The 26,486-nt window shown below is 36.4% G+C and carries 27 protein-coding genes, 1 pseudogene and 1 riboswitch; of the genes and pseudogenes, 20 read left to right on the forward strand and 8 right to left on the reverse strand.

Annotated features, from left to right (window positions below; translation table 11 throughout):
- Window position 1 precedes the first annotated feature (1 nt).
- From M3600_RS21930 to M3600_RS21940, 3 genes are all read left to right on the forward strand, one after another.
- Window positions 2-1,036, forward strand: a complete 1,035-nt coding sequence (locus M3600_RS21930) for a Gfo/Idh/MocA family protein (protein ID WP_251647614.1) — start codon at window positions 2-4, stop codon at window positions 1,034-1,036.
- A gap of 26 nt (window positions 1,037-1,062) precedes the next feature.
- On the forward strand, window positions 1,063-2,136 hold the full coding sequence (gene eutH / locus M3600_RS21935) for an ethanolamine utilization protein EutH (RefSeq protein ID WP_311315956.1): 1,074 nt from the start codon (window positions 1,063-1,065) through the stop codon (window positions 2,134-2,136).
- 71 nt (window positions 2,137-2,207) lie between these two features.
- Window positions 2,208-4,073, forward strand: a complete 1,866-nt coding sequence (locus M3600_RS21940) for a beta-glucoside-specific PTS transporter subunit IIABC (protein WP_237942554.1) — start codon at window positions 2,208-2,210, stop codon at window positions 4,071-4,073.
- 244 nt (window positions 4,074-4,317) lie between these two features.
- Here the strand turns inward: M3600_RS21940 and M3600_RS21945 are convergent, their stop codons facing one another.
- The 3 genes from M3600_RS21945 to M3600_RS21955 all read right to left on the reverse strand — a co-directional run bounded on the left by M3600_RS21945 (window position 4,318) and on the right by M3600_RS21955 (window position 7,121).
- On the reverse strand, window positions 4,318-5,193 hold the full coding sequence (locus M3600_RS21945; RefSeq protein ID WP_237942556.1) for a DMT family transporter: 876 nt from the start codon (window positions 5,191-5,193) through the stop codon (window positions 4,318-4,320).
- Between the two features lie 197 nt (window positions 5,194-5,390).
- Window positions 5,391-6,251: an HAD family hydrolase gene (locus M3600_RS21950; protein ID WP_233315402.1), complete on the reverse strand. Its 861-nt coding sequence runs from the start codon at window positions 6,249-6,251 to the stop codon at window positions 5,391-5,393.
- A gap of 84 nt (window positions 6,252-6,335) precedes the next feature.
- Window positions 6,336-7,121 carry a TrmB family transcriptional regulator gene (locus M3600_RS21955; RefSeq protein WP_233315401.1) on the reverse strand — a complete coding sequence of 262 codons (786 nt, stop codon included), beginning with the start codon at window positions 7,119-7,121 and terminating at the stop codon, window positions 6,336-6,338.
- A 112-nt stretch (window positions 7,122-7,233) separates the two neighbouring features.
- Here M3600_RS21955 and M3600_RS21960 point away from each other — a divergent pair, with 112 nt between their 5' ends.
- On the forward strand, window positions 7,234-7,995 hold the full coding sequence (locus tag M3600_RS21960; RefSeq protein WP_237944109.1) for a TSUP family transporter: 762 nt from the start codon (window positions 7,234-7,236) through the stop codon (window positions 7,993-7,995).
- A 418-nt stretch (window positions 7,996-8,413) separates the two neighbouring features.
- On the opposite strand, the gene M3600_RS29065 is transcribed toward M3600_RS21960, so the two are convergent.
- The 3 genes from M3600_RS29065 to M3600_RS21970 all read right to left on the reverse strand — a co-directional run bounded on the left by M3600_RS29065 (window position 8,414) and on the right by M3600_RS21970 (window position 10,124).
- Window positions 8,414-8,539 carry a hypothetical protein gene (locus tag M3600_RS29065; RefSeq protein ID WP_282581456.1) on the reverse strand — a complete coding sequence of 42 codons (126 nt, stop codon included), beginning with the start codon at window positions 8,537-8,539 and terminating at the stop codon, window positions 8,414-8,416.
- A 103-nt stretch (window positions 8,540-8,642) separates the two neighbouring features.
- Window positions 8,643-8,816 (reverse strand): hypothetical protein, encoded by a 174-nt coding sequence (locus M3600_RS21965; RefSeq protein WP_237942558.1) that lies wholly within the window; start codon window positions 8,814-8,816, stop codon window positions 8,643-8,645.
- A 111-nt stretch (window positions 8,817-8,927) separates the two neighbouring features.
- The gene (locus tag M3600_RS21970; RefSeq protein WP_237942560.1) at window positions 8,928-10,124 is read right to left on the reverse strand and encodes an MFS transporter; all 1,197 of its coding nucleotides are present in this window, start codon (window positions 10,122-10,124) and stop codon (window positions 8,928-8,930) included.
- Between the two features lie 55 nt (window positions 10,125-10,179).
- A riboswitch (purine riboswitch) is annotated at window positions 10,180-10,279 on the reverse strand.
- 147 nt (window positions 10,280-10,426) lie between these two features.
- Between M3600_RS21970 and M3600_RS29070 the strand changes: the two genes are divergently transcribed.
- From M3600_RS29070 to M3600_RS22015, 11 genes and pseudogenes are all read left to right on the forward strand, one after another.
- Window positions 10,427-10,924 (forward strand): CBO0543 family protein, encoded by a 498-nt coding sequence (locus M3600_RS29070; RefSeq protein WP_282581457.1) that lies wholly within the window; start codon window positions 10,427-10,429, stop codon window positions 10,922-10,924.
- On the forward strand, window positions 10,914-11,378 hold the full coding sequence (locus M3600_RS29075; RefSeq protein ID WP_282581458.1) for a CBO0543 family protein: 465 nt from the start codon (window positions 10,914-10,916) through the stop codon (window positions 11,376-11,378). Before M3600_RS29070 ends, M3600_RS29075 begins: the two co-directional genes overlap by 11 nt.
- Window positions 11,379-11,730: 352 nt before the next feature.
- Window positions 11,731-13,047 carry a hemolysin family protein gene (locus M3600_RS21975; RefSeq protein ID WP_251647615.1) on the forward strand — a complete coding sequence of 439 codons (1,317 nt, stop codon included), beginning with the start codon at window positions 11,731-11,733 and terminating at the stop codon, window positions 13,045-13,047.
- 147 nt (window positions 13,048-13,194) lie between these two features.
- Window positions 13,195-14,397, forward strand: a complete 1,203-nt coding sequence (locus M3600_RS21980; protein WP_251647616.1) for a diguanylate cyclase domain-containing protein — start codon at window positions 13,195-13,197, stop codon at window positions 14,395-14,397.
- An 80-nt stretch (window positions 14,398-14,477) separates the two neighbouring features.
- Complete coding sequence (locus tag M3600_RS21985; RefSeq protein WP_237942566.1) at window positions 14,478-14,891, forward strand: GNAT family N-acetyltransferase; 414 nt, start codon at window positions 14,478-14,480, stop codon at window positions 14,889-14,891.
- A 355-nt stretch (window positions 14,892-15,246) separates the two neighbouring features.
- Window positions 15,247-16,566: a sensor histidine kinase gene (locus M3600_RS21990; RefSeq protein WP_251647617.1), complete on the forward strand. Its 1,320-nt coding sequence runs from the start codon at window positions 15,247-15,249 to the stop codon at window positions 16,564-16,566.
- 148 nt (window positions 16,567-16,714) lie between these two features.
- The gene (locus tag M3600_RS21995; protein WP_237942570.1) at window positions 16,715-16,927 is read left to right on the forward strand and encodes a helix-turn-helix transcriptional regulator; all 213 of its coding nucleotides are present in this window, start codon (window positions 16,715-16,717) and stop codon (window positions 16,925-16,927) included.
- Between the two features lie 2 nt (window positions 16,928-16,929).
- Window positions 16,930-17,340, forward strand: a complete 411-nt coding sequence (locus tag M3600_RS22000) for a hypothetical protein (protein WP_237942572.1) — start codon at window positions 16,930-16,932, stop codon at window positions 17,338-17,340.
- A gap of 24 nt (window positions 17,341-17,364) precedes the next feature.
- Window positions 17,365-17,751 (forward strand): hypothetical protein, encoded by a 387-nt coding sequence (locus M3600_RS22005; RefSeq protein ID WP_251647619.1) that lies wholly within the window; start codon window positions 17,365-17,367, stop codon window positions 17,749-17,751.
- 121 nt (window positions 17,752-17,872) lie between these two features.
- Window positions 17,873-18,004: pseudogene (locus tag M3600_RS22010) on the forward strand (transposase); the annotation flags it as partial.
- A gap of 5 nt (window positions 18,005-18,009) precedes the next feature.
- Window positions 18,010-19,086, forward strand: coding sequence for an RNA-guided endonuclease InsQ/TnpB family protein (locus tag M3600_RS22015; protein WP_251647620.1), 1,077 nt, complete (start codon window positions 18,010-18,012; stop codon window positions 19,084-19,086).
- A 252-nt stretch (window positions 19,087-19,338) separates the two neighbouring features.
- Here the strand turns inward: M3600_RS22015 and M3600_RS22020 are convergent, their stop codons facing one another.
- Window positions 19,339-19,851: a DUF3231 family protein gene (locus tag M3600_RS22020; RefSeq protein ID WP_237942578.1), complete on the reverse strand. Its 513-nt coding sequence runs from the start codon at window positions 19,849-19,851 to the stop codon at window positions 19,339-19,341.
- A gap of 262 nt (window positions 19,852-20,113) precedes the next feature.
- Here M3600_RS22020 and M3600_RS22025 point away from each other — a divergent pair, with 262 nt between their 5' ends.
- The 5 genes from M3600_RS22025 (at window position 20,114) to M3600_RS22045 (ending at window position 25,191) form a co-directional block, all read left to right on the forward strand.
- Complete coding sequence (locus tag M3600_RS22025) at window positions 20,114-21,358, forward strand: ATP-binding protein (RefSeq protein ID WP_237942580.1); 1,245 nt, start codon at window positions 20,114-20,116, stop codon at window positions 21,356-21,358.
- 244 nt (window positions 21,359-21,602) lie between these two features.
- Complete coding sequence (celB, locus tag M3600_RS22030) at window positions 21,603-22,916, forward strand: PTS cellobiose transporter subunit IIC (protein WP_237942582.1); 1,314 nt, start codon at window positions 21,603-21,605, stop codon at window positions 22,914-22,916.
- Between the two features lie 113 nt (window positions 22,917-23,029).
- Entirely contained in the window at window positions 23,030-23,218 is a 189-nt protein-coding gene (locus M3600_RS22035) for a hypothetical protein (protein WP_237942584.1), read from the forward strand.
- A 262-nt stretch (window positions 23,219-23,480) separates the two neighbouring features.
- Window positions 23,481-24,845: a cytochrome P450 gene (locus M3600_RS22040; protein ID WP_237942586.1), complete on the forward strand. Its 1,365-nt coding sequence runs from the start codon at window positions 23,481-23,483 to the stop codon at window positions 24,843-24,845.
- A 127-nt stretch (window positions 24,846-24,972) separates the two neighbouring features.
- Window positions 24,973-25,191: an RNA chaperone Hfq gene (locus tag M3600_RS22045; RefSeq protein ID WP_251647621.1), complete on the forward strand. Its 219-nt coding sequence runs from the start codon at window positions 24,973-24,975 to the stop codon at window positions 25,189-25,191.
- A 48-nt stretch (window positions 25,192-25,239) separates the two neighbouring features.
- Here the strand turns inward: M3600_RS22045 and M3600_RS22050 are convergent, their stop codons facing one another.
- Window positions 25,240-26,238: a DUF3231 family protein gene (locus M3600_RS22050; protein WP_251647622.1), complete on the reverse strand. Its 999-nt coding sequence runs from the start codon at window positions 26,236-26,238 to the stop codon at window positions 25,240-25,242.
- Window positions 26,239-26,486 lie beyond the last annotated feature (248 nt).

A 26,486-nucleotide genomic window follows, 5' to 3' on the forward strand; every position in this document is an offset into this window, starting at 1 on the left:
GATGTGGAAAGTTGGAATTATAGGGGCTGGTTATTGGTCTGAAAAGCATGTAAGAGCATGGCAGTCCATTGAAACGGTTCAAATTAACGGATTTTGCGATAAAAATGCGGAACTGTTAAAGGAAAAAGGCGAATTGTTTCATATTCCGAGTGAAAACCTGTATCTGGATATCATTAATATGATGGAAAATGCAGATATAGATGTAATTGATATTGTGACGCCTCCTGAGACGCACTTAGAACTTGTGAAGCTGGCAGCAAAGGCTGGAAAGCATATCATGTGCCAAAAGCCGTTCGCTAATACATTAGAAGAAGCAGAAGAAATGGTGAAAATAGCAAATGAGGCAGGAGTGCGTTTAATGGTTACGGAAAACTGGCGCTGGCTAGAGCCTTTCCAAATTATGAAAAGCATGTTGGCTGAAAACATTGCAGGAATAGTTCAAACAGTGCGCTACATCCATACAGATTGGTATTCACCAAGGTTTTCACCTGAAAAAAACCTGCCTCAGCCATTCTTTCGCGATATGCCAAAGCTGTTATTTTTTGAGATGGGTGTACATTGGTTTGATACGTGGAGATTTTTGTTTGGGGAACCAAAACGCCTCTATGCAGAAACGAAACAAATTAGTCCGTTTATAGAAGGGGAGGATACCGGTTTAATTATGTTAGGCTATGATGACTTCTTCGGCTATATGGATATGAGCTGGGCGACTAGAAGAGATTTAGAAGCCGAAGTGCCAGAACAAGTATTGCCTGATCATAAAGAGCAATTAATTATTGAAGGAGATAAAGCTACCATTAAGCTGTATAACAATGGCAGAATATCTATTATCGATAATAAAGGTGCGGAGAAGACATATATAGAATCAACTGAGCTCAATTATATTGAAAGTCATAAAAATCTGCATGCTCACTTCATTGAATGCTTAAATGAAGGAACAGATTTCCAAACAAGCGGGGAAGATAATTTAAAAACGTTACAGCTTGTATTTGGCACATATGAAAGCAGCCAGAATAAGCAAGTGATTCATTTTTAACATCTGCTATGATCATAAATACATTATTGATGATTATTATTGCTCTGCTGTTTTTTGTAGGAGCTTTAGACTACAGCTTTGGCAATCGTTTCGGCATTGGAGCGAAATTTTATGAAGGTATACAAACAATGGGTTCTTTGGCATTAGTCATGATTGGAATTGTCTCATTAGCCCCGCTGCTGGCTGATGCCCTGATCCCGATTATCACACCGATTTACAGCTTTATCGGTGCAGATCCTGCATCTTTTGCCAATACAATCCTTGCTGTTGACATGGGAGGATATTCATTAGCGCAAGAAATGGCTTTAAATGAACAAGCAGGCCTTTTTTCCTCTGTCTTTCTTGGCACAACCTTTGGCTCAACATTAGTGTTTACTATTCCAGTTGCGCTTGAAATTGTCAGAAAAGACGATTATGAATATTTTTCAAAGGGCATTCTGATTGGAATTGCAGCAATTCCCTTTGGATGCATCGTAGGTGGAGTTGTAGGAGGATTTGATTGGGCAATTATTGTTTATAATCTTATTATTCCTATCGGATTATCTATATTAATCATTATTGGGTTACAGCTCTTTCCGAAACAGACAGTCGTCCTTTTTCGTTTATTTGGAAAAATGATAAGTGTTATTTCTATAATAGGTCTGGCATTTATCGGAATACAAACAATTACTGGCTTTACGATATTGCCTAATTTAGTTCCTTTGTCAGAGTCGATTTTAATTGTCGGTAAGATAGCGATTATTCTTGCGGGGGCTTTTCCGCTCGTCCACATTTTAACAGTTCTGCTAAAGCGGCCGTTGGTCAAGTTAGGAAGAGTATTGTCTGTTGATACTAATACAACAGGTGGAATGATCGCCTCCTTAGCACATAATATTCCGATGTTTATGATGGTCAAAGATATGGAGCCAAAGGGAAAAATCATATCGATTGCTTTTGCGGTAAGTGCTTCTTTTGTTCTGGGAGGGCATTTAGGATTTATCGCCAGCATCAATCAGAAAATGATCGTGCCAATGATAGTTGCAAAATTAGCAGGGGGAATAATCGCTGTTATCATTGCTTGTGTAACTACAAGAAATCCTACGGAAAAAAGAGGGAACTAGAGCAAAATGCTCTTTCCTTCTAAGAAATAAGAAAGCGTATTCAGTGTATTAATATAGGGGAGTGATTACGAATGAACCATAAAAAAACGGCAGAAGAAGTTTTAAAGTCAGTTGGGGGAAAAGATAATGTAAACAGTGTCATACATTGTGTGACACGGCTACGTTTTAAGTTAAAGGATACTAATCTGCCAGATAAAGAGGAAATTAAACAAATAGATGGAGTTATTACAGTAGTGGAAAGCGGAGGACAATTCCAAGTAGTTATTGGAAATGAAGTTCCCCATGTCTATAAAGAAGTGACCGCACATATGGGCGGTGAAGCAGCAGCTTCTGCTCAAAGTGATGAAAAAGAAGAGAAGGGCAATTTGTTTAACCGGTTTGTTGATATGATATCTGGTATTTTTATGCCAGTTGTTGGTGTTATGGCTGCAGTAGGTATATTAAAAGGGCTATTATCTTTATTTACATCACTTGGCTGGCTGACAGACCAAATGGGAACATATAAAGTTCTGTATGCGACATCAGATGCACTATTTTATTTCCTTCCTATTATTTTAGGTTTTTCAGCAGGTAAGAAGTTTAATGGTAATCCTTATTTAGCAGCAGTACTGGGGGCCGTTTTAGTATACCCAACATTTACTACAGCTGTTAATGATGGCACGGGACTCAGCTTTTTGCAGATTCCTATTACATTAATTAACTATACATCTTCTGTATTGCCAATTATTATTGGAGCGTTTATTTTAGCAAAAATAGAACATCTTCTTAAGAAGGTAGTTCATAACTCAATCAGCATGTTTATTGTGCCATTAGTGGCAATTGTTGTTGCATCGCCCCTAGTTTTTCTAGTAGTAGGCCCAATTTCTACAACTATTAGTGACTTTTTAGCAAAAGGGGCAATGAGTGTTTATGATTTAAGTCCGTTAGTTGCCGGATTTATTTTAGCAGGAGTATGGCAAATTCTAATTATTTTTGGATTGCATTGGGCATTTATTCCGATTTTACTAAACAACATTACTGCAAATGGCTTTGATCCAATTAACGGAATGTTATTCTGTACAACATTTGCACAAACCGGTGCAGCGTTTGCTGTTGCACTAAAAACAAAGGACAAGAAATTGAAACCAACAGCAACATCTGCAACAATAGCAGGTATTATGGGTGTAACAGAACCAGTTATTTATGGTGTAACATTGCCAACGAAAACTCCATTTATTTTAGGCTCTATCAGTGCAGCTATCTCAGGGGCTATTGCTGGATCAATGGGATCCACTGTATATGGATTTGCTTTAGGCGGTATTTTTGGAATTCCATTGTTTATTAGTCCTGACGGCATAAATCAAGGCTTTTTCGGATTTTTAATCTCCATCGTCCTTGCATTCGTATTAGCATTTATTCTGACTTATTTATTCGGATATAAAGAAAACAGTAAAGTTAACACTAAGGAACAGCCAGCGGCAGAGCCGAAAGAAAAACAAGAAAAAAACACTATTATTTTTAGTCCATTGAATGGTGAATTAGTACCGCTTTCATCTGTCCCTGACGAAGTATTTGCTGGCGGGTTAATGGGAAAAGGGGCTGCAATAATACCAGCAGCTGGTATCGTCAAGGCACCTTTTGATGGGAAAATAGTTACGGTGATGGCATCCAAGCATGCGATTGGTTTGCAATCAGATACAGGAGCAGAGCTGTTAATCCATGTAGGTATTGATACTGTCAGCTTAGAAGGAAAATACTTTACTTTAAACCTAAAAGAAGGGGATTATTTCAGCAAGGGTGATGTTCTTTTAGAATTCGAAATAGAAAAAATTAAGGAAGCTGGTTTGAATACAATTACACCTATAATTGTTACAAATTCTACTGACTATCGTGAAATTTTAGTTGTAGATAGTCAGTCGGTTATAACAGGTGAGCAGATTATATCTGTAAATAAGTGAGGTATAGATTTTAGGAAGTAACTCTGTAAAAAAAAGCTGTACTTTTTCCTAAGCAGCACTAGGTAATATGATGACCTAACTAGTGAGATTATCCTTTTTGTTGCAAACATCTTGTTCCTTGGAGTAAACATATTTGAATCAGGCTGTCGAGATATCTCTCGATGGCCTGATTTTTTTGTCTGCAATACCGAAAAGAATCCTCTTAGATAATAAAAAACCCCTTCCTATGAAGGGGTTCAACCGACTATTTATCCTCTCTAATTACGAATAAGACACCTATAAGAATTAGGAAGGAGCCAATCCAAAACATAATGCCAATCCTCTCACCAAGCAGAAGCCAGCCTAGTAATGTTCCGACAACTGGTTGGAAAAAGAAGTAGATACCGCCGCTTGAAGCATTCAGCATTTGTAAGCCGCGATTCCATAGCAGAAATCCGCCTGCTGTTGAGATAACTCCTAAATATAAGAGACCTCCCCAAATAGTAGGGTGAGTAAGTTCAGAAAAGTTGATTGCAGACAGACGCGGTAAAACAAACGGCGTCAGCAATACTAGCGCCACCAATGTGGCGTATGTTGTGACAACTATTTGTGAGTAATCACTTGGCACACGTTTTACGAGTACGGACATTAATGCCCATGTTAAGGCGGCAATTACAAGTGATACACCGCCAAGTGTGTTTGACACACTCATATTTCCGATTCCAACAATTAATACCACTCCAACTGTAGCTAAACAAACAGAAATTGCCTTGTTTATAGTCAAGCGTTCTTTAAGAATAAGGCGTGCGAATATAACCATAAAGGCTGGTGTCGAGGATGTAATAATCGCACCCATTTGGGCAGTCGACAGCATAGTACCCGTTTCTTGAGCAACAATGGAAATGGTATTGCCGATTATGCCAATTGCTATAATTAACAGGATATAACGTTTTTCAATTCTCCACTTCTGTTTTGTAAGTAATCCGATTAAAAGAAGTGCAAGAATGGCGACCATATAGCGCATCCATACTAATTCTAGGGGAGGTATAACCGCTACGACCACTTTCACAACAACATACATACCGCCCCAAATACTGGATGCTAATATTAAATATAATGAACCTAATAAGGTGTTTTTCATTTATATATTCCCTCCGATTATTATTCAGGTCAATAAATGCCCTAACGGAGAGATGCAGCCATCACATCCATTAGAAGCAGGAGGATGCTGCTGGTACATCATTTTCAAACAATGGCTTGCAAAACATATTTATCACCTCGGTTAATTTTGTTTAATTATAGCGAACCAATCTATATGAATAAGAACTTCTTAATTTACTAGATTTTCACAGTAGAGAATCTAGTTAAATAATGATGAACGCCATCTTCATCGCAAGTGAATTCTGTTACATCATCAACAATTTGCTTAATTGGCTCAGCTGCATTTTTCATTGCTACTGCAAAGCTGACAAACTCAAACATAGGCAAATCATTATAACTGTCACCGATAGCCAATATATTTTCTTCCGGTAATTCGAAATGAGCTAACATTTGTTTAATTCCTGTTGCTTTGTTAACATTTGCGAACATTAATTCAACATTATGACTGGAAGAGGTGGAAGTAGTAAAATCCATTTCTTGTTTTAATTCATGAAGGACTTCCTTCCATTCATTAATATGCTCCTTTGTTCTGGCAAAGAAATAAAACTTCGAAAACATATCTCCTTCAATCTTATCCTTCCAAGCGATTTCTTCTTTAATTGCTTGTTTGCGTGATAGCCACTCATTAATTTCCACATCGTCTGGTTTTGGATCTCTGATTTCATTTACTACATAATCTTTGTCTTCATTTAAAGTAATGCGAGACGCCCCGTATGGAAAAAGCTCATAATATATTTTATTTTGACGTGCTTTTTCAATCACTGTTTTTACTAAATCTATAGACAAGGAATGTTGAAAGATTGGCTTGTCTCCAATATATCCTGCCATTCCATTTGATGTAATAAAGCCATCTACTTGAAAGCCCTCTGGAACTAAATCTGCTATCTCATCGAAAGCTCTTCCAGTAGCAATAAAAACAAAAATGCCTTGGCTTCGTAGATCATCAATTATTTCTTTTGTTTTCATATTTACTTTATTTACAGAAGTTAAAATGGTACCATCCATGTCTAAAAAGATGGCTTTAGGTTTAAATGACACTTTAATTCCCCCTATAAAAGTTTCTTAGCTGTAAGTGGACTGAATATTTTCATATAACATTATTCTCGTAAGAAGTTTATATTCTTAATTTTTCTTAAAAAAGGCTTGGCGTTCCGTTGTAATCCATTTTTCCAAGTCATCGGAACTGCGCCGTACAAGCCGATTGACAAGAACATCATGCCATACATAATCCTCTAACAAATAAATATGGACAGGGTCATCTGTATAAAAAGCAATGCTGCGCTCCTCAAAAGAAGGACCATAAATCATCTCTTTAGAATCAATCGATAAAATAAACCAATGCTCAGTGGAGGATGTCTCCGTAAAGGACGTAACACGATGTGTTTCTATGTTTTTAAGCGGTTTGTTAACATGTATGGTTATCCCTTTTACTGCCACTCTTTTAGCAGCAGCAGCAAGATAGCCCTCCAATGCTGAATACATATCATCCCACATGGAAATAACGATACGATTTTCTGCTTTATTAATTAATGTCTGACAATAGCTAATGATTGTTTGATAATCCTTTAAAGTAATAACCCGATTGTCGACTTCCTTCGCAGACGTTTCAAGTTCTTTTAATGAATCATTAATTACTTCATAAGTTGATTGCCATTCTGACTTAGCTTTTTGCAGAAAAATCTCAACAGGAAGCGGTGAATAGCGAGCAGCCTCATTAATTTCTTCCTTTAAGACAATCCCTTTTTCCACGAGCGTAGTTAAAACATCATAAATTCTTGCCCTTGGAATACCTGATTCTTTGCTAACTTGATAGGCAGTTACAGGGCCTGATTTTACTAAAGATACATAAGCTTTAGCTTCATATTCATTAAAACCAAGTTTTTTGAGCTGCTGTACAATATCGCTCACTTTTCCACGTCCTCCAATTATACATTTTCTATAGTTTAAACGATACAATAACTGTTTACATTTATCAAATATTTAGTTACTATTTGAATAGTGACTAATAGAGGAGCTGTCGATATTGTTTGATTTAGACCCAACGGTATTAATAATTTTGATTGTGTTTGGTTTTTTTGCTGCATTCATTGATTCAGTTGTCGGCGGAGGAGGCTTGATTGCATTACCAGCCCTTTTATTTACAGGAATGAATCCAGCAGCAGCAGTAGCTACTAATAAACTAGCGTCAACAATGGGCTCCTTAACGAGTACATTGATGTTTTATCGCTCCGGCAAGCTTGATTTAAAATCAGTGTATAAATTATTTCCGCTCACCTTTATTGGTTCGATGTTAGGAGCTTGGTGTGTACACTTAATGGATCCGCAAATGCTTAAACCCTTAATGCTGATAATGCTTGCAGCAGTAGCAGTTTATACAATTTTCAAAAAGGATTGGGGCAGCGTTTCTACCCCGAAAAAATTATCATTTCGCCATATTTTTCTAGCAGCTATTTTTGCAATTGGATTCTACGATGGGTTTTTAGGCCCTGGTACAGGTTCTTTTCTGATCTTTGCTTTTCTGTTGATAGGTTTTGATTTTCTAAAGGCAGCAGGTAATGCAAAGTTTTTGAATTTTGGCAGTAATATTGCTGGCTTGCTAATGTTTATGTTTTTAGGACAAGTGAATTATACATATGGAATAATTATGGGGTTAGCACAGCTTGCAGGAGCTGTCTGCGGCTCAAAATATGCCATAAAAAAAGGCAGCAGTTTTGTTCGCGCGCTGTTTATTACAGTAACCTGTTTATTGTTGGTGAAAAATATCTATGATTATATTAAATAACATTTTGTAGACAATATTAGCTGCCGTTTGGCGGCTTTTTTTGTGTTGGAAATCGAGGTAGATATAATATAATTTATTTAATTCTTTTAAAAAATCCTGATAGTTTCTTGTGAATTTAAAAGTTAAAATAGGAGCTTTGTAGTTTATACGATTAAAAAAGCAACATAATCAGAGTAAGGATAACAGCTTATCCATCATTCTTTCCTTTTCATAGTATATACGGATAAGTATTTACTTTGAAAGGAGAGAAAAATGAGTTTACTGAATTAATTACGAACGGTGGATTCGAAACTGGAAACCTGAATGGCTGGGTTACTGGATCTAATTCGACTACTACCAATGTTAACTCTCATTCAGGAACTTAAGCAGCTTTGTTGCAGCAAGGAACAATTTCTTCTTAGTCAGTTCGTGCCTGCAGCTACTGGTGATACTTTAGAGCTTTTTCTTTCACTTGCGCGCCCCAATAGTCTTCAAGCACCTGCTGTATTAATTCAAATCTTCTTTTTTGGACGGAATTTACAGTTGTTAGGGACTGGTGCTTCAAATTTTATACCTCCAAACAGGCTTCCTAATGCTCAAATAAGCACATGAAAGGAAATATATTAACTACCGGAACAGCCCCGGTAGGAACAACACAGACATATTTGCTACTTAATACCTTTAGAAGGCGCTTCTGATGTTTTAGTTGATGATGTAGCACTGTTATCTGCTACTGTAATAATTGGACCAACTGGTCCAACTGGAGCAACGGGACCAGCAGGAGTAGCCGGTCCGACCGGAGCGACAGGTCCAGCGGGTTCCCCATCTATAGCCGCTATCAATTTTGATCAGCCAACTAAAACGGCAGCAATTCCATTAATAAAGTTCTAATAATAATAATAAAAAACAAGTAAAACACATCTGAAGAATAGTGTCTTACTTGTTTTCTAGAACTAATTAATATTTTCTTCTTGTACGGATGAAATTATAATTGCCTTCGATCTATTTACGGTTTTTCGAGTTAATGAGAAGATTGCACATAATAAGGCAATGATGACAATGACACCGCCAAACCAGGCTGTTTTGGAAACTGTTCCGGTTTGTGTTAGCACAATTCCGCCGAAGGCAGAGCCTAAGGAAATCCCTATTTGTAAGGCTGAATTATTAAAGCTTTGCTGGATGTCAGATGTAGCTGGGTCTGTTTGAATCAAGTAGCTTTGCTGTGGCGGTGCGAGACTCCAGCTTAATGCTGCCCAAACCATCATGATTGGGATAAATACGATAAGTGAGAAAGTTGTAAATGGTAATAAGAAAAGTACTACAGCAAATGCGCTGATAACTACGACAATACTTTTCTGTGCTCCAATAGAGTCTGATAATATTCCACCAAATGCACCGCCGCTAACTGCAGCAAGTCCAAATAATAAATAGCAAAGACTAATCCAATTAGAATTTAGGTGAAGCTCTGTTTCTAAAAATGGTGTGAAATATGCATAAATCGTATAATGGCCTGCTAGCATAAACATAGTAGCAAGATGGGCACTGCCGATTTTTGTACTAGTAACAGCCCGCAATTGTTGAGAAAGTGGGATGGTGCTTTCTCCGGGAACTTTCTCCAGATAAACGGAAATAAGTACAAAGGAACCAATTGATAAAATCGCTATTCCTAAGAATATAATCCGCCAGCCAAATGAATTGGAAATAAGTATACCAAGAGGCACACCCATCACAAGTGATGAACTAATCCCCATGTAAATAAGTCCTAAAGCCTTTGCACGATGTTCGGGAGCGACTACCTTAGCAGCAAGTGTTAAAGACAATACTACAATTAATGCCGTGCTCATTGATGTTAGGATTCGGGCGATCATCATAAAGGTAAAGGTATGACTGAAATATGTCATGATATTTCCGAGAAAGAAAATAAATAAAGACACAAGATATAATTTTTTTCGTTCTATTTTACTGGTTAAAACGAGTAAAACAGGACCAGATACTGCATAAACTAGTGCAAAAACAGATATGAGCTGTCCGGCCGTGCTTAATGAAATATTAAAATCGTCAGCTATTGTCGGCAGTAATCCGCCTAGGATAAGTTCAACAAGTCCAACAGCGACTGTTGATATTGCGAGTATAAAAACCTTTAAATTCATATTAGAGAAAACATCCTTTCTAACTAAATAAAATAAAAAAATCCTGATTACAAAAAATGATTAAATCATTTTCTGTAATCAGGATTTTATGGTTCCTGGTAGAAACCCTTAAGCCATATTCTTAAGGTTATACAGGTTGTTGATATGAAGTTAAATGAGCACTTGTGTAAGTGTACTAGTTCCTAGCTGTTTTTTCAAGTAGTAATTTATGTATAAGTAAAAATGGCAATGAAAATTTATATTTAAGATGATAAATACATAATGTTATCAAACTAAGTTAAAAATATATTTGGTGATCTAAATTGAATTGTGAAAGATGGTTTCTAATCGGTTTAACTATAATTTGTATTTCTGCATTATGGCGATTTATCCCTAAACATAGGTGGAGAGATGCATGGGTTTTGTTTTTATTCTTACAGCTTATAACTTGGCCGGCAGGCTTATTTACAGTGGAGCTAGGGTGGATAGAGTATCCTACTCAGTTATTACCGAATACAAACTCCTATAATAAATCTAGCTTTTCGTTTGAATTTTTCTTTTTTCCAGTCATAGCTATCTTTTTTAGCCTATATTTTCCGCGAAGTAAACATTGGCTAATCATTATATTGTATTATGTTGGAATTTCAGGTTTTTTTACCACAATAGAGGTGCTTTTAGAGAAATTCACAGTATTAGTGAAATATATAAAATGGAACTGGTATTGGACATTTATTACCGTGAATATCGCTCTTTTTTTAAATGATATTGCTTATAAATGGTTTAAAAAAGGTCTAAAACAGGTGCAAATTAATGAAAAATGAACTCATCTTAATCGTCTCGTGGGTAATTTCCATAAGTTTATTACTGCTGTTAATTCCGAAGAAATATCTTAGAGTATCTATCATAGCATTTTTGTTTTCTTCCACGGTTGCATGGGCTTATGAGTATATACAGGTTCTGTTTGGACTATTAGAATTTCCATACAGAGAGTTTGCAAAGGCGACAAAACTAAGTTTTTCTTTGCATTATGCAGTATATCCTACATTTTTTGTTTTTTTTATTGTTTATTATCCGACAGATAAAAGCACTTCAAGAAAATTTTTTCATACATTTCTATTCAATTTGCTTTTAGCAACCTATACTTTTTTATTAAATAAATATAGTTCGCTCATTGAATTTAAGCATTGGAACTTTTTCTTAAGTGTGGGCATTAATTTTTTTATGTTATATATCGTAAGAAGATTTGTATTTTGGTTTAATAAGGGATTACTCTAAATAGTTTTTTTCCTTGCCTTATCCTTTTTTGAATACATTAACGAGAATGAGTTTTTAGGACCAGCCAACTTGAGAGTTCTTTTGTAAGTACATACGATAACGTCAGTATTTTATTAAAATAAGGACAAAACCTTTTCTGTCGCTAGTCATAAAGTTTTCTACTGTATTACCAGCTCCTTCTATATTTTCCTAAGAGAAATTTGTTCTGTCGCTTTTTACTCAAATAGCAAAACTTATGGCTTAAAAATACCTTATAACACACAAATTATATGTCATTACACGAGATAAGTTTGATAAAACGGGTATTAACAATTAATAATAAAACATTCTACTAAAGGTTGGTGACAGTCTATTGGAGAGCATATGGGTTTCAATTCTTATATTATTCATATTAATTATTGCAAATGGAATATTTGCGATGACGGAGATAGCGATTGTTACTTCTAAACAGAACAGACTCGAAAGAATAAAAGAAAGTGGCGATTTACGGGCCGCGTATGCCTTGAAATTAGCGGAAGATCCGAATCAGCTGCTTTCAACTATTCAGATTGGTATAACGTTAATCGGGGTTGTAACTGGTGCCTTTGGAGGAGCAACGATTGCCAGTCAACTAGCTGTTTACGTGGAGAAAATAGAAGTGCTGTCCAGATTCAGTTATGAAATAAGTTTTGTCATCGTTGTTGGTTTATCTACCTATTTATCATTAATTATTGGAGAATTGGTGCCGAAAAGGATAGGGATGGGAAATCCAGAGAAGGTTGCTTGTCTCATCGCTAAACCAATGTTTTACTTTTCTAAAATAGGCAAGCCGATTATTTGGTTTTTAAGTAAATCGACAGAACTAGTGTTACGTCTCTTAAGAATTAAACCTGCTGCTGAACCAGATGTTACGGAAGAAGAAATTACTCAATTAATTGAACAAGGTGTTTACAGCGGAGTGGTTCAAGCGATTGAACAAGATCTTGTAGAACAAATCTTTTATTTAGGAGACAAGCGCCTTGGAGATATCCTAACACCACGTACGCAATTAGTGTGGATTGATTTAGAAGATTCATTTTCAGAAAGTATTCGTGTGATGGAACAGAGTCCTTATTCTAAGTTTCCAGTTGGAAAAGGGAGTCTGGATGACTTTAAGGGGATAATTCATACAAAAGATGTTTTTTCCAAAATGGTTGCAAACCAAGATTTCCAATTAGCTGATTGCATAGAAAATACATTAGTGCTGCCAGAAGCAATGAAAGTGTATCAAGCTCTTGAAAGCTTGAAAAATGCTGGTCAACATGAAGCGATTGTTATTGATGAATACGGCGGAATAGAAGGTTTTGTCACACTTCATGATATTGTGGAGAATATAGTTGGAGATATGCCGGAAAGGGAAGATGAAGCGGAGCCTCATATCATTGAACGAACAGAAACTTCCTGGTTGGCAGATGGGCTCGTTTCTATCGATACATTTTTAGAGTATTTCGGGTTAGAGAAAACAGCAACAGATATAGAGAATAAACGGTATAACACCCTTGGCGGATTTATCACCAATAGCTTAGGAATTATACCGAGAGTGAAGGATACAATTCAAATCGAGGATTTAGTGTTGGAAGTAGTCGATATGGATCAATTTAGAGTGGATAAAGTATTGATTTTAAAACAAGAAAAAACAGAGGATATATAAAGAGTGAAGATGACTGTTCGCAGTCATCTTTTTTATCATCAAAAACTAGAAATTTCCTTTGCTTTCATTTGTAAGCAGGAAATATAATAAAAGGATAAGATTTAATATTTTTCAATAGTCCAGATGTCGTTAAAGGTGGATAGTTACATGGAACTGCAAAATAAAATATTAGAGCAACATGGTGTCTTTCAACGTTTTTTTGACTATCATCCAGACGGAATCATTCTTATGGATATGAACGGTCAAATGGTAGACGCAAATGCTGCTGTTTTAAATATATTTGGTTATACAAAAGAAGAGCTGTTAGAAATTCCTTTAAAGCAGCTAATGAATGGCACTGCTGACAATTCTCGGCAAAGATTAGCCATTCCGCATAAACAGGGGCAGCTTCTATATGTAAATTTGACTGTTATACCCCTTATGAGTGAAGGAAAAGAAGTTGGCAAGATGCTTACATTCGAAGATATTACCCAATCCTTGAAACAGAACAGGGGATTATTAAATATACAAGAAATGTTCACACTCATTTCTGAAAAATCCCAAAATATTATATCTTCCTTCTCAAGCGACGGAATGTTTACATACATTTCACCAACTGTGACGGCACTGCTCGGTTATACACCAGAGGAGGTTATTGGACAACCACAGATTAACTTTAATCATCCTGATGATTATGCCCGGCTGCTTGATACTCAGAATACTTACCATATTGATAAGGATACAGTACGATTTACGGGACGAGTTCTGCATAAGAATGGTGAATATCGCTGGTATGAAACAACAGTTGAAGTTATCCGTGATGAGTCTGGGAATATCCTGCAAAAGATTGGCGTCGGTCGAGATGTGACGGAACGCAAAGAGGCTGAGGAACTAATTTCCCACCTTGCGTATCACGATTCTGTCACAGAACTGCCAAACCGACGATTATTCAAACAAAAAGTCCAAGAGCTGCTTGACGATAGTAAGCAGCAAGTTCATGGGCTGATGTTGATTGATTTGGACGGGTTCAAGTTCGTTAATGATAATTTTGGCCATGAAATAGGTGATCAGCTTCTAATTGAAGTAGCGAACCGACTTTCCGCTGCCATTGGAAATAAGGGATTGGTTGCTCGCTGGGGCGGGGATGAATTTACAGTTATTTGCGCCAATATCGAAAACAAGGCTAATCTCCAATTGCTCATGGAAAACATTAAAAGAGCAATTTCAGCACCATTTATTATTGAGGGCAAACAGCTAAAGATTGGTGCAAGCATCGGTTTATCAATCTCTATAGTGGATGGTGACTCTGTTGAATTACTGATTAAAAAAGCAGATGCGGAGATGTACCGCGCCAAAAATCAACTAAAATGAACAGAATAAGAAACGAGGTTTAGAGGCTGTCACCATATTCTTGCATGACAGCCTTTAATATATTTGGAGGGAGAGATATTATGGAAACTATCATTTCGGCCATACATAAAGAAAAGGCATGGGAGCTTAGGCATAAGGTGATGTGGCCTGAAAAGCATTTTGACTTTATTAAGTTAGCTGATGATGATACAGGAATCCACTATGGGCTTTTTAAAGGAAACGACCTAGTTTCGGTTATTTCTCTGTTTGTTTCAGATGAGGAAGCTCAATTTCGCAAATTTGCCACACTTTCAGAAGAACAAGGCAAGGGATATGGCAGTGCATTATTGCAATATGTACTAATGGAAGCAGAAAAGCTTGGCATAAAGAAAATTTGGTGTAATGCGAGAAAGAATAAAGCGGCTTTTTATCAGAAATTCGGTTTGCTTGAAACAGGCGAAAGCTTTAAAAAAGAAGACAAAGAGTATGTGATTATGGAAAGAGAAATTGGCTAAGCTTTATTTGCATTATGTTCGATAGAAGAGATGGCATTTAGGAGATAATCTTGTTGACATATTACTGGTGCTTATAAATGCCATATGACTAGTACCGCCGCTACTAGATGTTTTTTAAAACTAATAGCTTAATAAAAAAAGCCTAATCCTCCACATTCTCACCTTTCCCAATACTATCCATGTAAGATGGTTTTAAATTCCAATTGGTTATTAATTCCTAGTTATTAAGCTCCTGAATTAAATAAATCTAGCTTCCTAGTACGAAAGGTTTAAGATTGTATGGTAAACTAGGTAAAAATAGTGATATTATATCGTTTTGAGTTAATTTCGACAAAGTACTAAAGAGGATGTAACAATGAAAAATAAAAAATTAAAATCTATCTTTCTTTTATCCATTCTTATAGTAGTAATGTTTATGATTGTTAATATCTTTTCTTCCTACTTTAATATAAAAAAAACAGTGGTAAACTCCGTTGTGAATCAAAATATAGAGGCTGCCAAATCAATTGCTGCCTCAATGGATACAGAAACCTATAAGTTATTTCTAAGAAATCCAGTGAAAAACGATTATTATTATGAAGTGAAGGGTTATTTAGAGGATGCCAGGGAAAAAAACGGTGCACTTCATGTGTATACACTATTAGTTAATAATCCTAATGTATCAAGAGCAATGATTGTCGCCATGTCAGCTGAGGAAAAGGAGGAATTTCCAATCGGGGGTATTTGTACTGTTCCAGAAGAACAAGTTAGAATGGCCTACTTTGGGAAAATTTTTTCCACAAACATTATTTCAGATTCGATCTATGGGGATTATTTAACGGTTGGCGTGCCGATTAAGGATAAGACGGATGAAATTATTGGCTATCTTGGTATTGATATAAGTGCAGACATTGTTAATAATATTAGTGACAAAGCATTAAGAAGCAGTATTTCAAGCTTCGTGTTTAATGGTCTATTTGTTATACTGATGGTTGCCGCTTTTTTTGTTCTGCAAAATTGGTATTCAAGAGAATTAAAAAAGGAAGTAGGCGATACAGAGGATACCTATCAAACTGAACTGCAATCATTAGTGTCATCTGTTCAATCCTTACGCCATGATTATTCCAATCATATTCAGGTGGTTCATGGTTTACTGAGACTTGGGCAAACAGATAAGGCCCTTGAATACTTATCCATTCTTGCCAAAGAAATTCATATGATTAAATCTATTGCATTAGATGTTAATAACCCAGGACTTTCGGTTCTGTTGCAAACGAAAAAGCTTGCTGCCCAAAATCATCAAATTCAAATTGAGTTTGAGGTAGTCCAGGATTCATATTCTACTTTAACGACAACGGATTTAATTAAGATTTTATCCAATTTAATAGACAATGCGATTGATGCTACAACAGAATTGCCAGAGCAGAAAAGAAAAATGAAGATTGTGTGTAAAGTCGATGCTAAACACTATATTTTTGAAGTAGCTAACACTGGAAATCCTATTCGGGATAAGGATAAAGACCTTATTTTCAAAAGCGGCTACTCAACAAAAAAAGAACAGCACGGAAAACTGCGAGGACAAGGTCTGTTTATTGTAAAGGAAACTGTAAGCAGGTACGGTGGAGAAATAGCTATTACCTCTGATAATAATCAGACAATCGCAAGAGTCACTATTCCGATAAATAAGGGTAACTAAAATAAAGTTTTTTAGGAAAAACGTCAGATTTTCATCTGGCGTTTTTTTACTTTTCTCCACTAAAGTGTAAAGATGTCTTTACATATCCTAGTTGGTTTGCATATAATAAGTGTAAAGATATCTTTACTTCCGGTGTGGAGGCATGTATATGAAAGTGGTAAACCATATTCGCGAAATTCGTTTGAAAAAAGGGATAACTCAAGTTAAATTAGCGGAGGATTTGCAAATTACTCGACAAACTGTCAATGCAATTGAAAAGAATAAGTACAATCCCAGCCTTGAGTTAGCTTTAAAGTTAATGGAGTATTTTGATGTTCCAATTGAAGTGTTATTTTATTTGGAGAAGACGAAAGGAGAGTAGTTATGAAAAAAAACAAGCTGCTGATAATTGCTTTAGTCTTTATGGTTTGTTGTTTTCTAACAGGCGGATTGTTAGGAGTATATTTAATTAGAGGTGAAACAGGCGGATTTGACTATGACTTAGCTGGTGCTGTCGTAGTTGGTACAGCTATAGGTCTGTTGTTTTATTTCATTGCTGCTAAGTTATCTAAAAAGAGAAATGGTAATGTTCCAGAGGTTGATGAACGCAGTATTATGCTTTTAATGCGTTATTTTATGATAACACTTTATGTTATCTTATTAGGAAGCGGTGCCTCATTAATAGTTGTCTACTTTATGGGTATTCATTTAATTGAAACAGGGCTGCTGATCGTCTGTTTAGGAGGAATCTATTTTGTTGTTATTCTTGGCGCCTTTGTTACAAAAAGACTATAAATTTTATTAGAAAGAGGTAAGTCTGTGATTTTAAAACTTAATGAAGAAACGATAGAAGAAATCAACGAAACACTAAGAAGAACTAATTTTGCCAAAATCGATTTTAAAAATAAAACATACTTTCTTGCAAAAGAAAAGGTTAGAATTCCAAAAGGCTCAAAACCAATGGAGGTATTTGCATATCTTAAAGAAAAAGATGAACTCGTAACGGAGTTTGCTAAGAAGCATGCCGAGGAAACCGAAAGCCGCTTTGTTACGATCGGTCGAAGTGTGAATTTACGAGAAATGGCTGTGCAGGGCTTTATGGTATACACTTACTTTTTTCCAGAGCAAGAAGAAGATATCCAGTTTTCAGAAGCGGTGATTGATGTAGCCAACAGTCATTTTTGGGTTGTTTCACTGGCTCCATGATAATAAAAAATAGTATATACTGACAATACCTTTCTACTATCCAGTAGAAGGGTACTTTTTAGTTTTAAATCTATAAATTAATAATAATTAGATTAACAGTATAAGGGGTGACCTCTAAATATTGCGAAAAGAGTTTCCACATCTTCAACACTTGCCTAGTTTATGGACACGGTCCTATTTTGTTTCTACCGCAGGAAACGTATCGAGCGAAACAATCAAGCGTTATGTGGAACAACAAAAAACAAGGGGGTGATTATTGTGCCACAAACCATAACCGTTAAAGTTAAATTGCTTCCAACAAAAGAACAAATTTTGATTTTGCGTGAAATGAGCTTGACATATATATCCACAATCAATACGCTTGTTTCTGAAATGATGGTGGAAAAGAAAAGCACAAAGAAAACAAGCAAGGATCTTTCAGTCTCTCTTCCAAGTGCTGTGAAGAATCAAGCCATTAAAGACGCAAAAAGTGTTTTTAAAAAAGTGACGAAAAGTAAATTCACCATCATTCCTGTTTTAAAGAAACCAGTTTGCATTTGGAATAATCAAAACTATTCGTTTGATTTCACGCATATTTCAATGCCGCTTATGATTAATGGTAAGGCAACTAAGACACCTATTCGTGCTTTATTAGTTGATAAAGATAATCGAAACTTTGATTTGTTGAAACACAAATTAGGTACGCTCCGAATCACACAGAAAGCTAATAAATGGATGGCTCAAATTTCTGTCAACATTTCTACTGTCGAAGGAACAGGCCTAAAAGTGATGGGTGTTGATTTGGGTCTGAAAGTACCTGCTGTAGGCGTAACAGATGATGAAAAAGTACGTTTCTTCGGAAACGGAAGACGAAATAAGTATAAAAAACGTAAATATCGTTCTGAACGCAAAGCATTAGGAAAAAAGAAAAAAATCAATGCCATTCGAAATTCAAAGGATAAAGAACAACGATGGATGAAAAATCAGGATCACAAAACTAGTCGTGAAATAGTTAATTTCGCCATAAGTAATAAGATTTCTGTCATTCGCTTGGAGCAATTAGCAAATATTAGACAGACGGCAAGAACAAGCCGTAAAAACGAAAAGAATCTACACAGTTGGTCGTTCTATCGCTTATCTCAATTCATCGAATACAAAGCCAAGTTGGCTGGCATTAAAGTAGAGTTTGTGAACGCGTCCTATACTTCACAAATTTGCCCAAACTGTTCTGAAATAAACAAAGCGAAAGATAGGAAGTATCACTGCAAATGCGGATTCAAAAAACATCGGGATATAGTCGGTGCAATGAATATTCGATATGCACCTGTGATTGATGGTAACAGTCAATCAGCCTAAGATGCTATATGCACTGTCTTAGGAGGGGTAATGAGATACCCTAACCTTGAAGGCTGTTCAAAACAGAAATGGACTGCGAACGTTTAGTCATTCAAGAATCCCACCCGTTATACCGTAAGGTATAGGGCTTGCGGTTTTAGCCGTGGGAGTCTCAAAAAGCGTACTTATTATACGGTTTACAGTATTTATATGAGCAGACGAGACGATAAAAAACAAACCTGTCCAACTAAAGCAAGTGGACAGGTTTGTTTTTTAACAATCACCTTGTTTAATTACATGCAGCGGCGGAGGTACAAGCCAGCCTTTGTCTTTGTTTAAACGAAGTACTTTGGCAGCAAGGGCAGTCTTTTGAGTATGAAATTGCTCATACATCATCCCAACATCTTCTCTAATGGCTTTGGCCATAATCTGGCTCATTAAAACGAGCCCTGCAGCTAAATCAAGAGACAGTGCACTAGCAACAGCTGGGTCAGGAAGTCTGGCACCTACGGGGATATCCTCTAAGCAAGCTTCTGGCGGTTCTGGCATGCTTGGAGGTAAGCCAATTCCATTTTCTTTCAAGATTTTTTCTAATTGTTCTTTTTGCTTTTTGCATAAATTGACTGCTTCATCCAGCAGTTCTTTCAATTCATCGTCACCTGTATGGTTTTTCATGATCTGATAACTACCAATCATACCATTAGCTCCAAATACTGATGACCAAATATCGTAAACTTCACCATAATGCAGTGGTTCATCTTTCGGATTGCCGCTTAAAATACCCATAATATTCCTCCTGATTTAGTTAAACTATTTACTTTATTAGATTAACCACATTTTTTTTTATTATTTGTCGGAATGTAGATAAAAGTGAGGTTGATTTCTGCCGAAACAATAGAAAGGAGATAATACTCTTTATGAGATATGAAAATCATGTTGAACATTATTTTTTTCGGCAAAAACCGACAAAATATGATAAGTATAGAGTATAATTATGTCAAATTTAGCATTTTTACAAAACTGCTCCTAACTTGGAAAGGTAGCCAAAATGAGTATATTAAAAGATTTTTTACTACAAATGACGCTAATGGTGTTGCCCATATTTATTTATTTCACAATTATCACTGAAAGAGTAAAGAGTGAAAGAAATAAGACGATTCTAATGACCGTATTATGGGGAATTTCGATTTTGTTATGCATGTCCTTTCCGCTGAATTTTGGTGAAAACAGACTGGATATCAGAATTATTCCTTTACTATTTGGGGCGTTGTATGGAGGATTTTGGCCAGGCATTTTACTATCTGGTCTAGTTATTGTCTACCGTCTTAATTTTGGGATCAGTGTAGGTTTTTACAATACAGTATTAGTTCTGCTATTAACGATGCCGGTTATTTTCTTTTTCCAAAGATTATTTATTCGTTCATCAAAAGATAAGAGAGTTATGATCGCAGTTGGTCTTTCCTTATATTATTGTCTAGTTGGACTCACTTTTTTAGGGGTAATCCGTGGATTTTCTTTGGATACATTGAAAGTACAGATTATTCATTTATTCTTTGTTGTATGTGTAACATGGTTTTTTACGATGTTAAATGAAACAATCAGAGAGATACAACGGCTGCGCCTTGAGTTGCAAAATGCGGAAAAATTACGAGTAATAAGTGAACTTACAAGTGTATTTGCACATGAAATTAGAAATCCTATGCAAGTTACCCGAGGTTTTCTTCAGCTTCTAGATGATCCCGAATTCCCAGAAACTAAAAAGCAGTATATTAAGATTTCAATAGAAGAATTAGACAGAGCAAACGACATCATCAATGATTTCCTATCATTAGGTAAGCCTGCCATAAATAATAATGGAAAAATTAATGCCGCACACCAGTTAGAACGGGTAATTAATATTCTTGAAAACTATGCTTTAAACAATAATGTCCGTATAAAAACAGATATGACGGATGAATGCTGGATATTTGCCAACTCCCAAAAATTGAATCAATCATTAATCAATATTTTAAAAAATGCCGTTGAAGCTATGCCGCACGGTGGAACGGTCTGGATCACTTGTTCAAAAACAGCTGACGGTCAGATTAAGATCAGTGTCAAAGATGAAGGTATAGGCATGACGAAAAAACAAATAGATAGTCTAGGATCGCCGTTTTACTCCTTAAAGGAAAAAGGAACTGGATTGGGAATGATGGTAAGCTTTCAAATCATTCATTCCTTTCATGGTAAAATTAAGGTGAACAGTGAAAGAAACAAAGGGACAGAATTTATTATTTTATTGCCGGCAATCTAGTGTTTGAAAGGCAGCTGCTTTAAAAAGCAGCTGTTTTATTTAATAAACGGGTATAATGATTAGTTGCTAGTTGCTAGTTGCTAGTTGCTAGTTGCTAGTTGCTTTGATAGAGACATTACTAAGTTGATAAATTTTATCGGATAAAGCAGGTAAATATAAAAAATAATTTTAAAAATATCACATAATCTAGAATCTTCACATATAATAATGTAACCGTTTTCATTATATGTGAGGAGGTATTTATGTGAGTAAGCTTAATACGCTTTTAGAAGAAAAAGTAATGCCTGTCGCTGCGAAAGTAGCTGAGCAAAGACATTTACAAGCATTAAGAGATGGTATTATCCTTTCTATGCCCCTTATTATTATCGGTTCTGTATTTTTGATTTTAGCCAATCTTCCTTTTCAAGGGTATTTAGATTATATGGCGGAGCATCCGAAGCTTAAAGCAAGCATTCTTTACCCGTATCGAGGATCATTTGAAATTATGGCATTAGTTGCAACCTTTGGTATTGCCTATCGGCTGGCCGAATCGTACAAGGTCGACCCGCTCGCTTCTGGAGCCATTTCGCTAGCTGCCTACTTTGTGGGAACACCTTTTGTTTCCTATGTAATTGGGAAAACACCAGAAGGGGTTGATGTGGTTGAAACAGCCTATCAAACCGCCCTTTTCACAAGTAAAGGATTGTTTGTTGGAATGATTATAGCAGTATTATGTACAGAGATTTATCGGAAAATCCTGCAGAAAAACATCGTGATCACATTGCCAGACGGAGTTCCACCTGCTGTTGCGAAGTCGTTTACCGCTTTAATTCCTGGATTTTTTGCGATTTCTGTAGTGTGGATTTTACGACTAATCGTTGAAAATGTAGGGGATTTTGGCAGCTTGCATAATATCGTGACAGTATTACTGCAAGAGCCATTAACACAAATAGGAACAAGTTTGTTAGGAACAATCTTTATTTTCTTCCTTATTACTTTGCTGTGGACGACAGGATTGCATGGCGCAAGCATAGTTGGTGCTGTAATGACACCAGTTTGGCTGACGTTAACAAACGAAAATGCCATCTCCTTTGGAGCAGGTGAACCTGTAGAGCATATTGTGACAGATCAATTTAATGACATCATTTTTATCGGCGGCTCTGGAACAACCTTAGGATTAGTGCTGGCCATGTTGTTTTTTTCAAAAAGCCAGCAAATGAAACAGCTTGGACGGTTAAGTATAGGCCCAGGTATCTTTAATATTAATGAACCAATTATTTTCGGTATGCCAATTGTACTAAACCCTTTAATGATGGCACCATTCGTGTTGACACCAATTCTGTCTGTTATAGTCGCCTATGTTTCTATGGATATAGGACTTGTTGCCAAGCCAATCGGTATTGTGCCGCCATGGACGATGCCGCCAATTATTCAAGGCTACTTAATTACTGGCAGTATCTCAGGAGCAATCCTTCAATTAGTCATTATTCTGCTTTCCTTTATCATTTACTTCCCATTTTTTAGAATATGGGATAAACAGAAAGCCGAGGAAGAAAATTCGGTATCTGGGAAAGAGTAAGTTATATGTACGTGTCCATTTATGGGCTTCTGACCAATCAAGAGCAAGTGAAGGAAATTTCTTACATACTATAGAATTAAATAATGAACTTACTTTTTTAAAGGAGAAACAAAATGAGTCAAAATCATATAGAGAAAGAAACAGATAGAAGGTTTGCTGCTCAAAAATGGGTGTTATACTTGTTGTTATCATTTATTTATATAGGCTTTATTTGCTCGCAAGTTGAAAACATCCAAGCTCTTTTGGGGCGTATACAATCAAAGAAAAGTTTGAAGAAGATAGAAGATACTATGTTAAAATAGAAAATAAAAAGCTGAATGTATCCTTTAATGAATTTCAATTGGTAGAAGAGAATAAAACATACATTATACAATATGCCTGGAATGAACGAACTCCAGAAAAGGAACGCTTACAAACAATCGAACAGACAAATGATTGAATGAGTCTGTGCCGGTATTGTAATTATTATGTCCTCTTTTTACTGTCCTCCACTTAAGTACAATCCTGCTTTAACATTGCACCATACTATAAAAGAAGTATGGAAATTTAAAGGGGGAAAAATAGTTGAGTAACGAGATTGCCATATTTAAAACACCAAAAGGGCCAAAAGGGAAGCTGTTGACAGGCAATTTGGCTGAATTCCGAGCAGATCCGCCTGCATTCCTTGAAAGAATGGCGGCTGAATATGGTGATGTTGCAAAGTTTCGTTTAGGTCCTTTGAAGAATGTCTTCTTAGTATCAAATCCGGATATGATTAAGCAAATCCTGGTGACAAAGCAGAAAAACTTTGTTAAATCTGATGATTTTAAAGCATTAAAACCAATCTTCGGTGAAGGACTGCTCACGAGTGATAAAGACTTCCATATGCGGCAAAGGAGGCTGATCCAACCAGCATTCAAAAAATCTCATATCATGGATTATGGACAAGATATGATAGATATAACGAATGATTATTTATCGACATGGAAAGACGAGGAAGAACGAATTATCACGAATGATATGATGAACATAACACTCGGAATTATTTGTAAAACAATGTTCAACATGGACTTTAAAGAAGGCTACAAGGTCATCGGAAAACCGCTTGAAACTGCTTTAATATTAGCAGTTAAACGAATGAGAAGCCTTAAAAAAATGCCGTTATGGGTTCCGACAAAGCTTAATCGTGATACGAAGAAGGCGATAAGGGAACTCGATTCTGTCGTTTTGGAGATAATCCAGAAACGCAGAAAGGACCCAGTTAAGCATGAGGATATGCTTGGTATTTTAATGGATGCCAGAGATGATGTCGATGGCATCGGGATGACAGACAAGCAGGTGCGAGATGAGGTAATGACTATTTTTATTGCAGGACACGAAACGACTGCCAACGCACTGTCCTGGACATTGTATTTATTATCTCAGCATCCGGAGGCTGAAGAGAAGTTATTTAGTGAAATAGAAAGTGTACTAGGAAAAAAACCACCAGCTCCTTCTGATTTTATGAAATTAACCTACACACAAAACCTCATTTGGGAGTCCTTGCGTTTGTATCCACCATCATTTGTAACAAGCCGGAAAGTGGATAAGGATGTTGAGATTGGTGAATATCGCTTTAAAAAAGGGGATATGATTCTTGTCAGTCAGTATGCGATGCATAGAAAGGCAGAATACTTCCAAGATCCGGAGTCGTTCATACCAGAAAGATTTGAAAATAATTTTATTAAGACAATTCCCCAATATGCATTCTTTCCGTTTGGCGGAGGACCAAGAGTATGCATTGGCAATCACTTTGCGATAATGGAGGCAGCGCTTATCCTTGTTTCTGTAGCTCAACGGTTCAAATTTAAATTAGCGCCAAATCATCATCCAATTAAAACATTTCCATCCATTACACTTAGGCCAAGAAGCGGACTGCGAATGATTCTGCAAAAAAGAAATCCTTCCTAAAAATCTGCTCCAGCATGTATTCTTAAGACGGATAGATGCTGGATTTCTTTAATCCAGCTAAAAAAATCTCAAAAGTTGTGACTAATTGTAGTAAAGTATAAATATAAGACAAAGAAGGAGGGCTAACATGGCAGTTATTGATATACAAAACAGCATCATCCGTAACATCATCGAAACAGAGATGATCGTAACCGTATTTATGGGAAAAAAAGGTGTTCCAATCAGATGTAAGATTAAAGGGAATGATACATACACATTATTATTAGAAGTAGATGGTAAGCAGCAGTTAGTCTTTAAAAGCGCTGTCAGCACAATATCTGCCGGGAAACAACTAATAAAATTTTAAAAGAAATGCCCCTAATAACATCAAGCGTTATTAGGGGCATATTCAACTTTATTGAGTCAGCTGATTTCGGTCCTCCATTTGAGGAGCCTCCTCCATCCAGCCGTTTTTTATCAAAATTTTTCCACCTTCTTGAGCAAATGTAAAAATTTCTTTTGCCAGTAATGACATTTTCGCTGGCAGATCATTCCGCAAACTGAAGGCACCGCCGATTGCGTTTGTGCCAAGCCCAAAGGAAGTCAATAAACTGGTATTATACATCATTAATTTGTCAGAAAAGGGTGCGATTTGGGAAGAAGTTGCTTTACCAGCATGTGTTGCAGGTGGTTCAATATAGCTGTGCCGCAAAAATTCGCCTAAATCGACTTCGATTTTTTTCGATAGTTTCATGCCCTTAACAAGGTATTGTTGCACATCTTTATTCTCCGCAACTTGTGCGAAGCCAATCATTAGTTGCATTCCAACCAAATTGGTTTCAATAGCATGATGAATAAGGGAAACCTCAATTGTATTTAACGATCTCTTTTCTCCAAACAATCCGAACTTTCGATAATGATTTTCCTGTACAAAATGCACCTCTTTTGGCATCGAAACAAAAGCTGGACGAACAAGCACGCCTTTTTCAAGGAGGAATTGGGTCACCTCATTATTGAGGGCTTGTGACTCAGCTGTCCAACTGATGAAAAGGTCATTAATGTCGCTGCGATAGGAGATGCCGCAGAACAGGGAGAATAAACTCATTTCCACTTTCGTCATCATATGTAAATACATAATATCATAGAGGAAATCAAACAGCTTAGGAACTCCTTTATTTATATCATTTGCTGTAAATCCGACAGGGATAGCTGCACCTTCCTGCTTGAAAATTTCTGTAATGATATCAATAGCTTTACCAGCACTCTCATAATGGTTTTGTAATAGCTGTTTTGCTTCACTATCTGCATGTTCTAAAAAATGCTCGAGCATTCTGAGGATCATTGTCTTTTCTTGATAAGTCATCCACAAATTTGCCAATTCTGATGAAGTGATAGGAACGTCCCTCGAAGTCATGTCGCTACCTCCCTAACTTTTATACCTTATGTTATCCAGTAAAAGTTATTTTAATAAATTTTTTTAGCGAAAGGGCAAGTGCCTGTACAAGAATGGACAAGATGAATAGGATAGTATCAGGATAATTCATCACATATCTCTATGTATGACAAACCTAAACTCCTTTAATACACGAGGTGTGCGTGAACTGCACATCTCCTTTTTTGCTTTGATAAATAAAAGCAGGAAAGCAAAGCTGTGTAAATACA

It is taken from the genome of Niallia sp. MER 6 (assembly GCF_023714395.1).
Classification (GTDB): domain Bacteria; phylum Bacillota; class Bacilli; order Bacillales; family Cytobacillaceae; genus Niallia.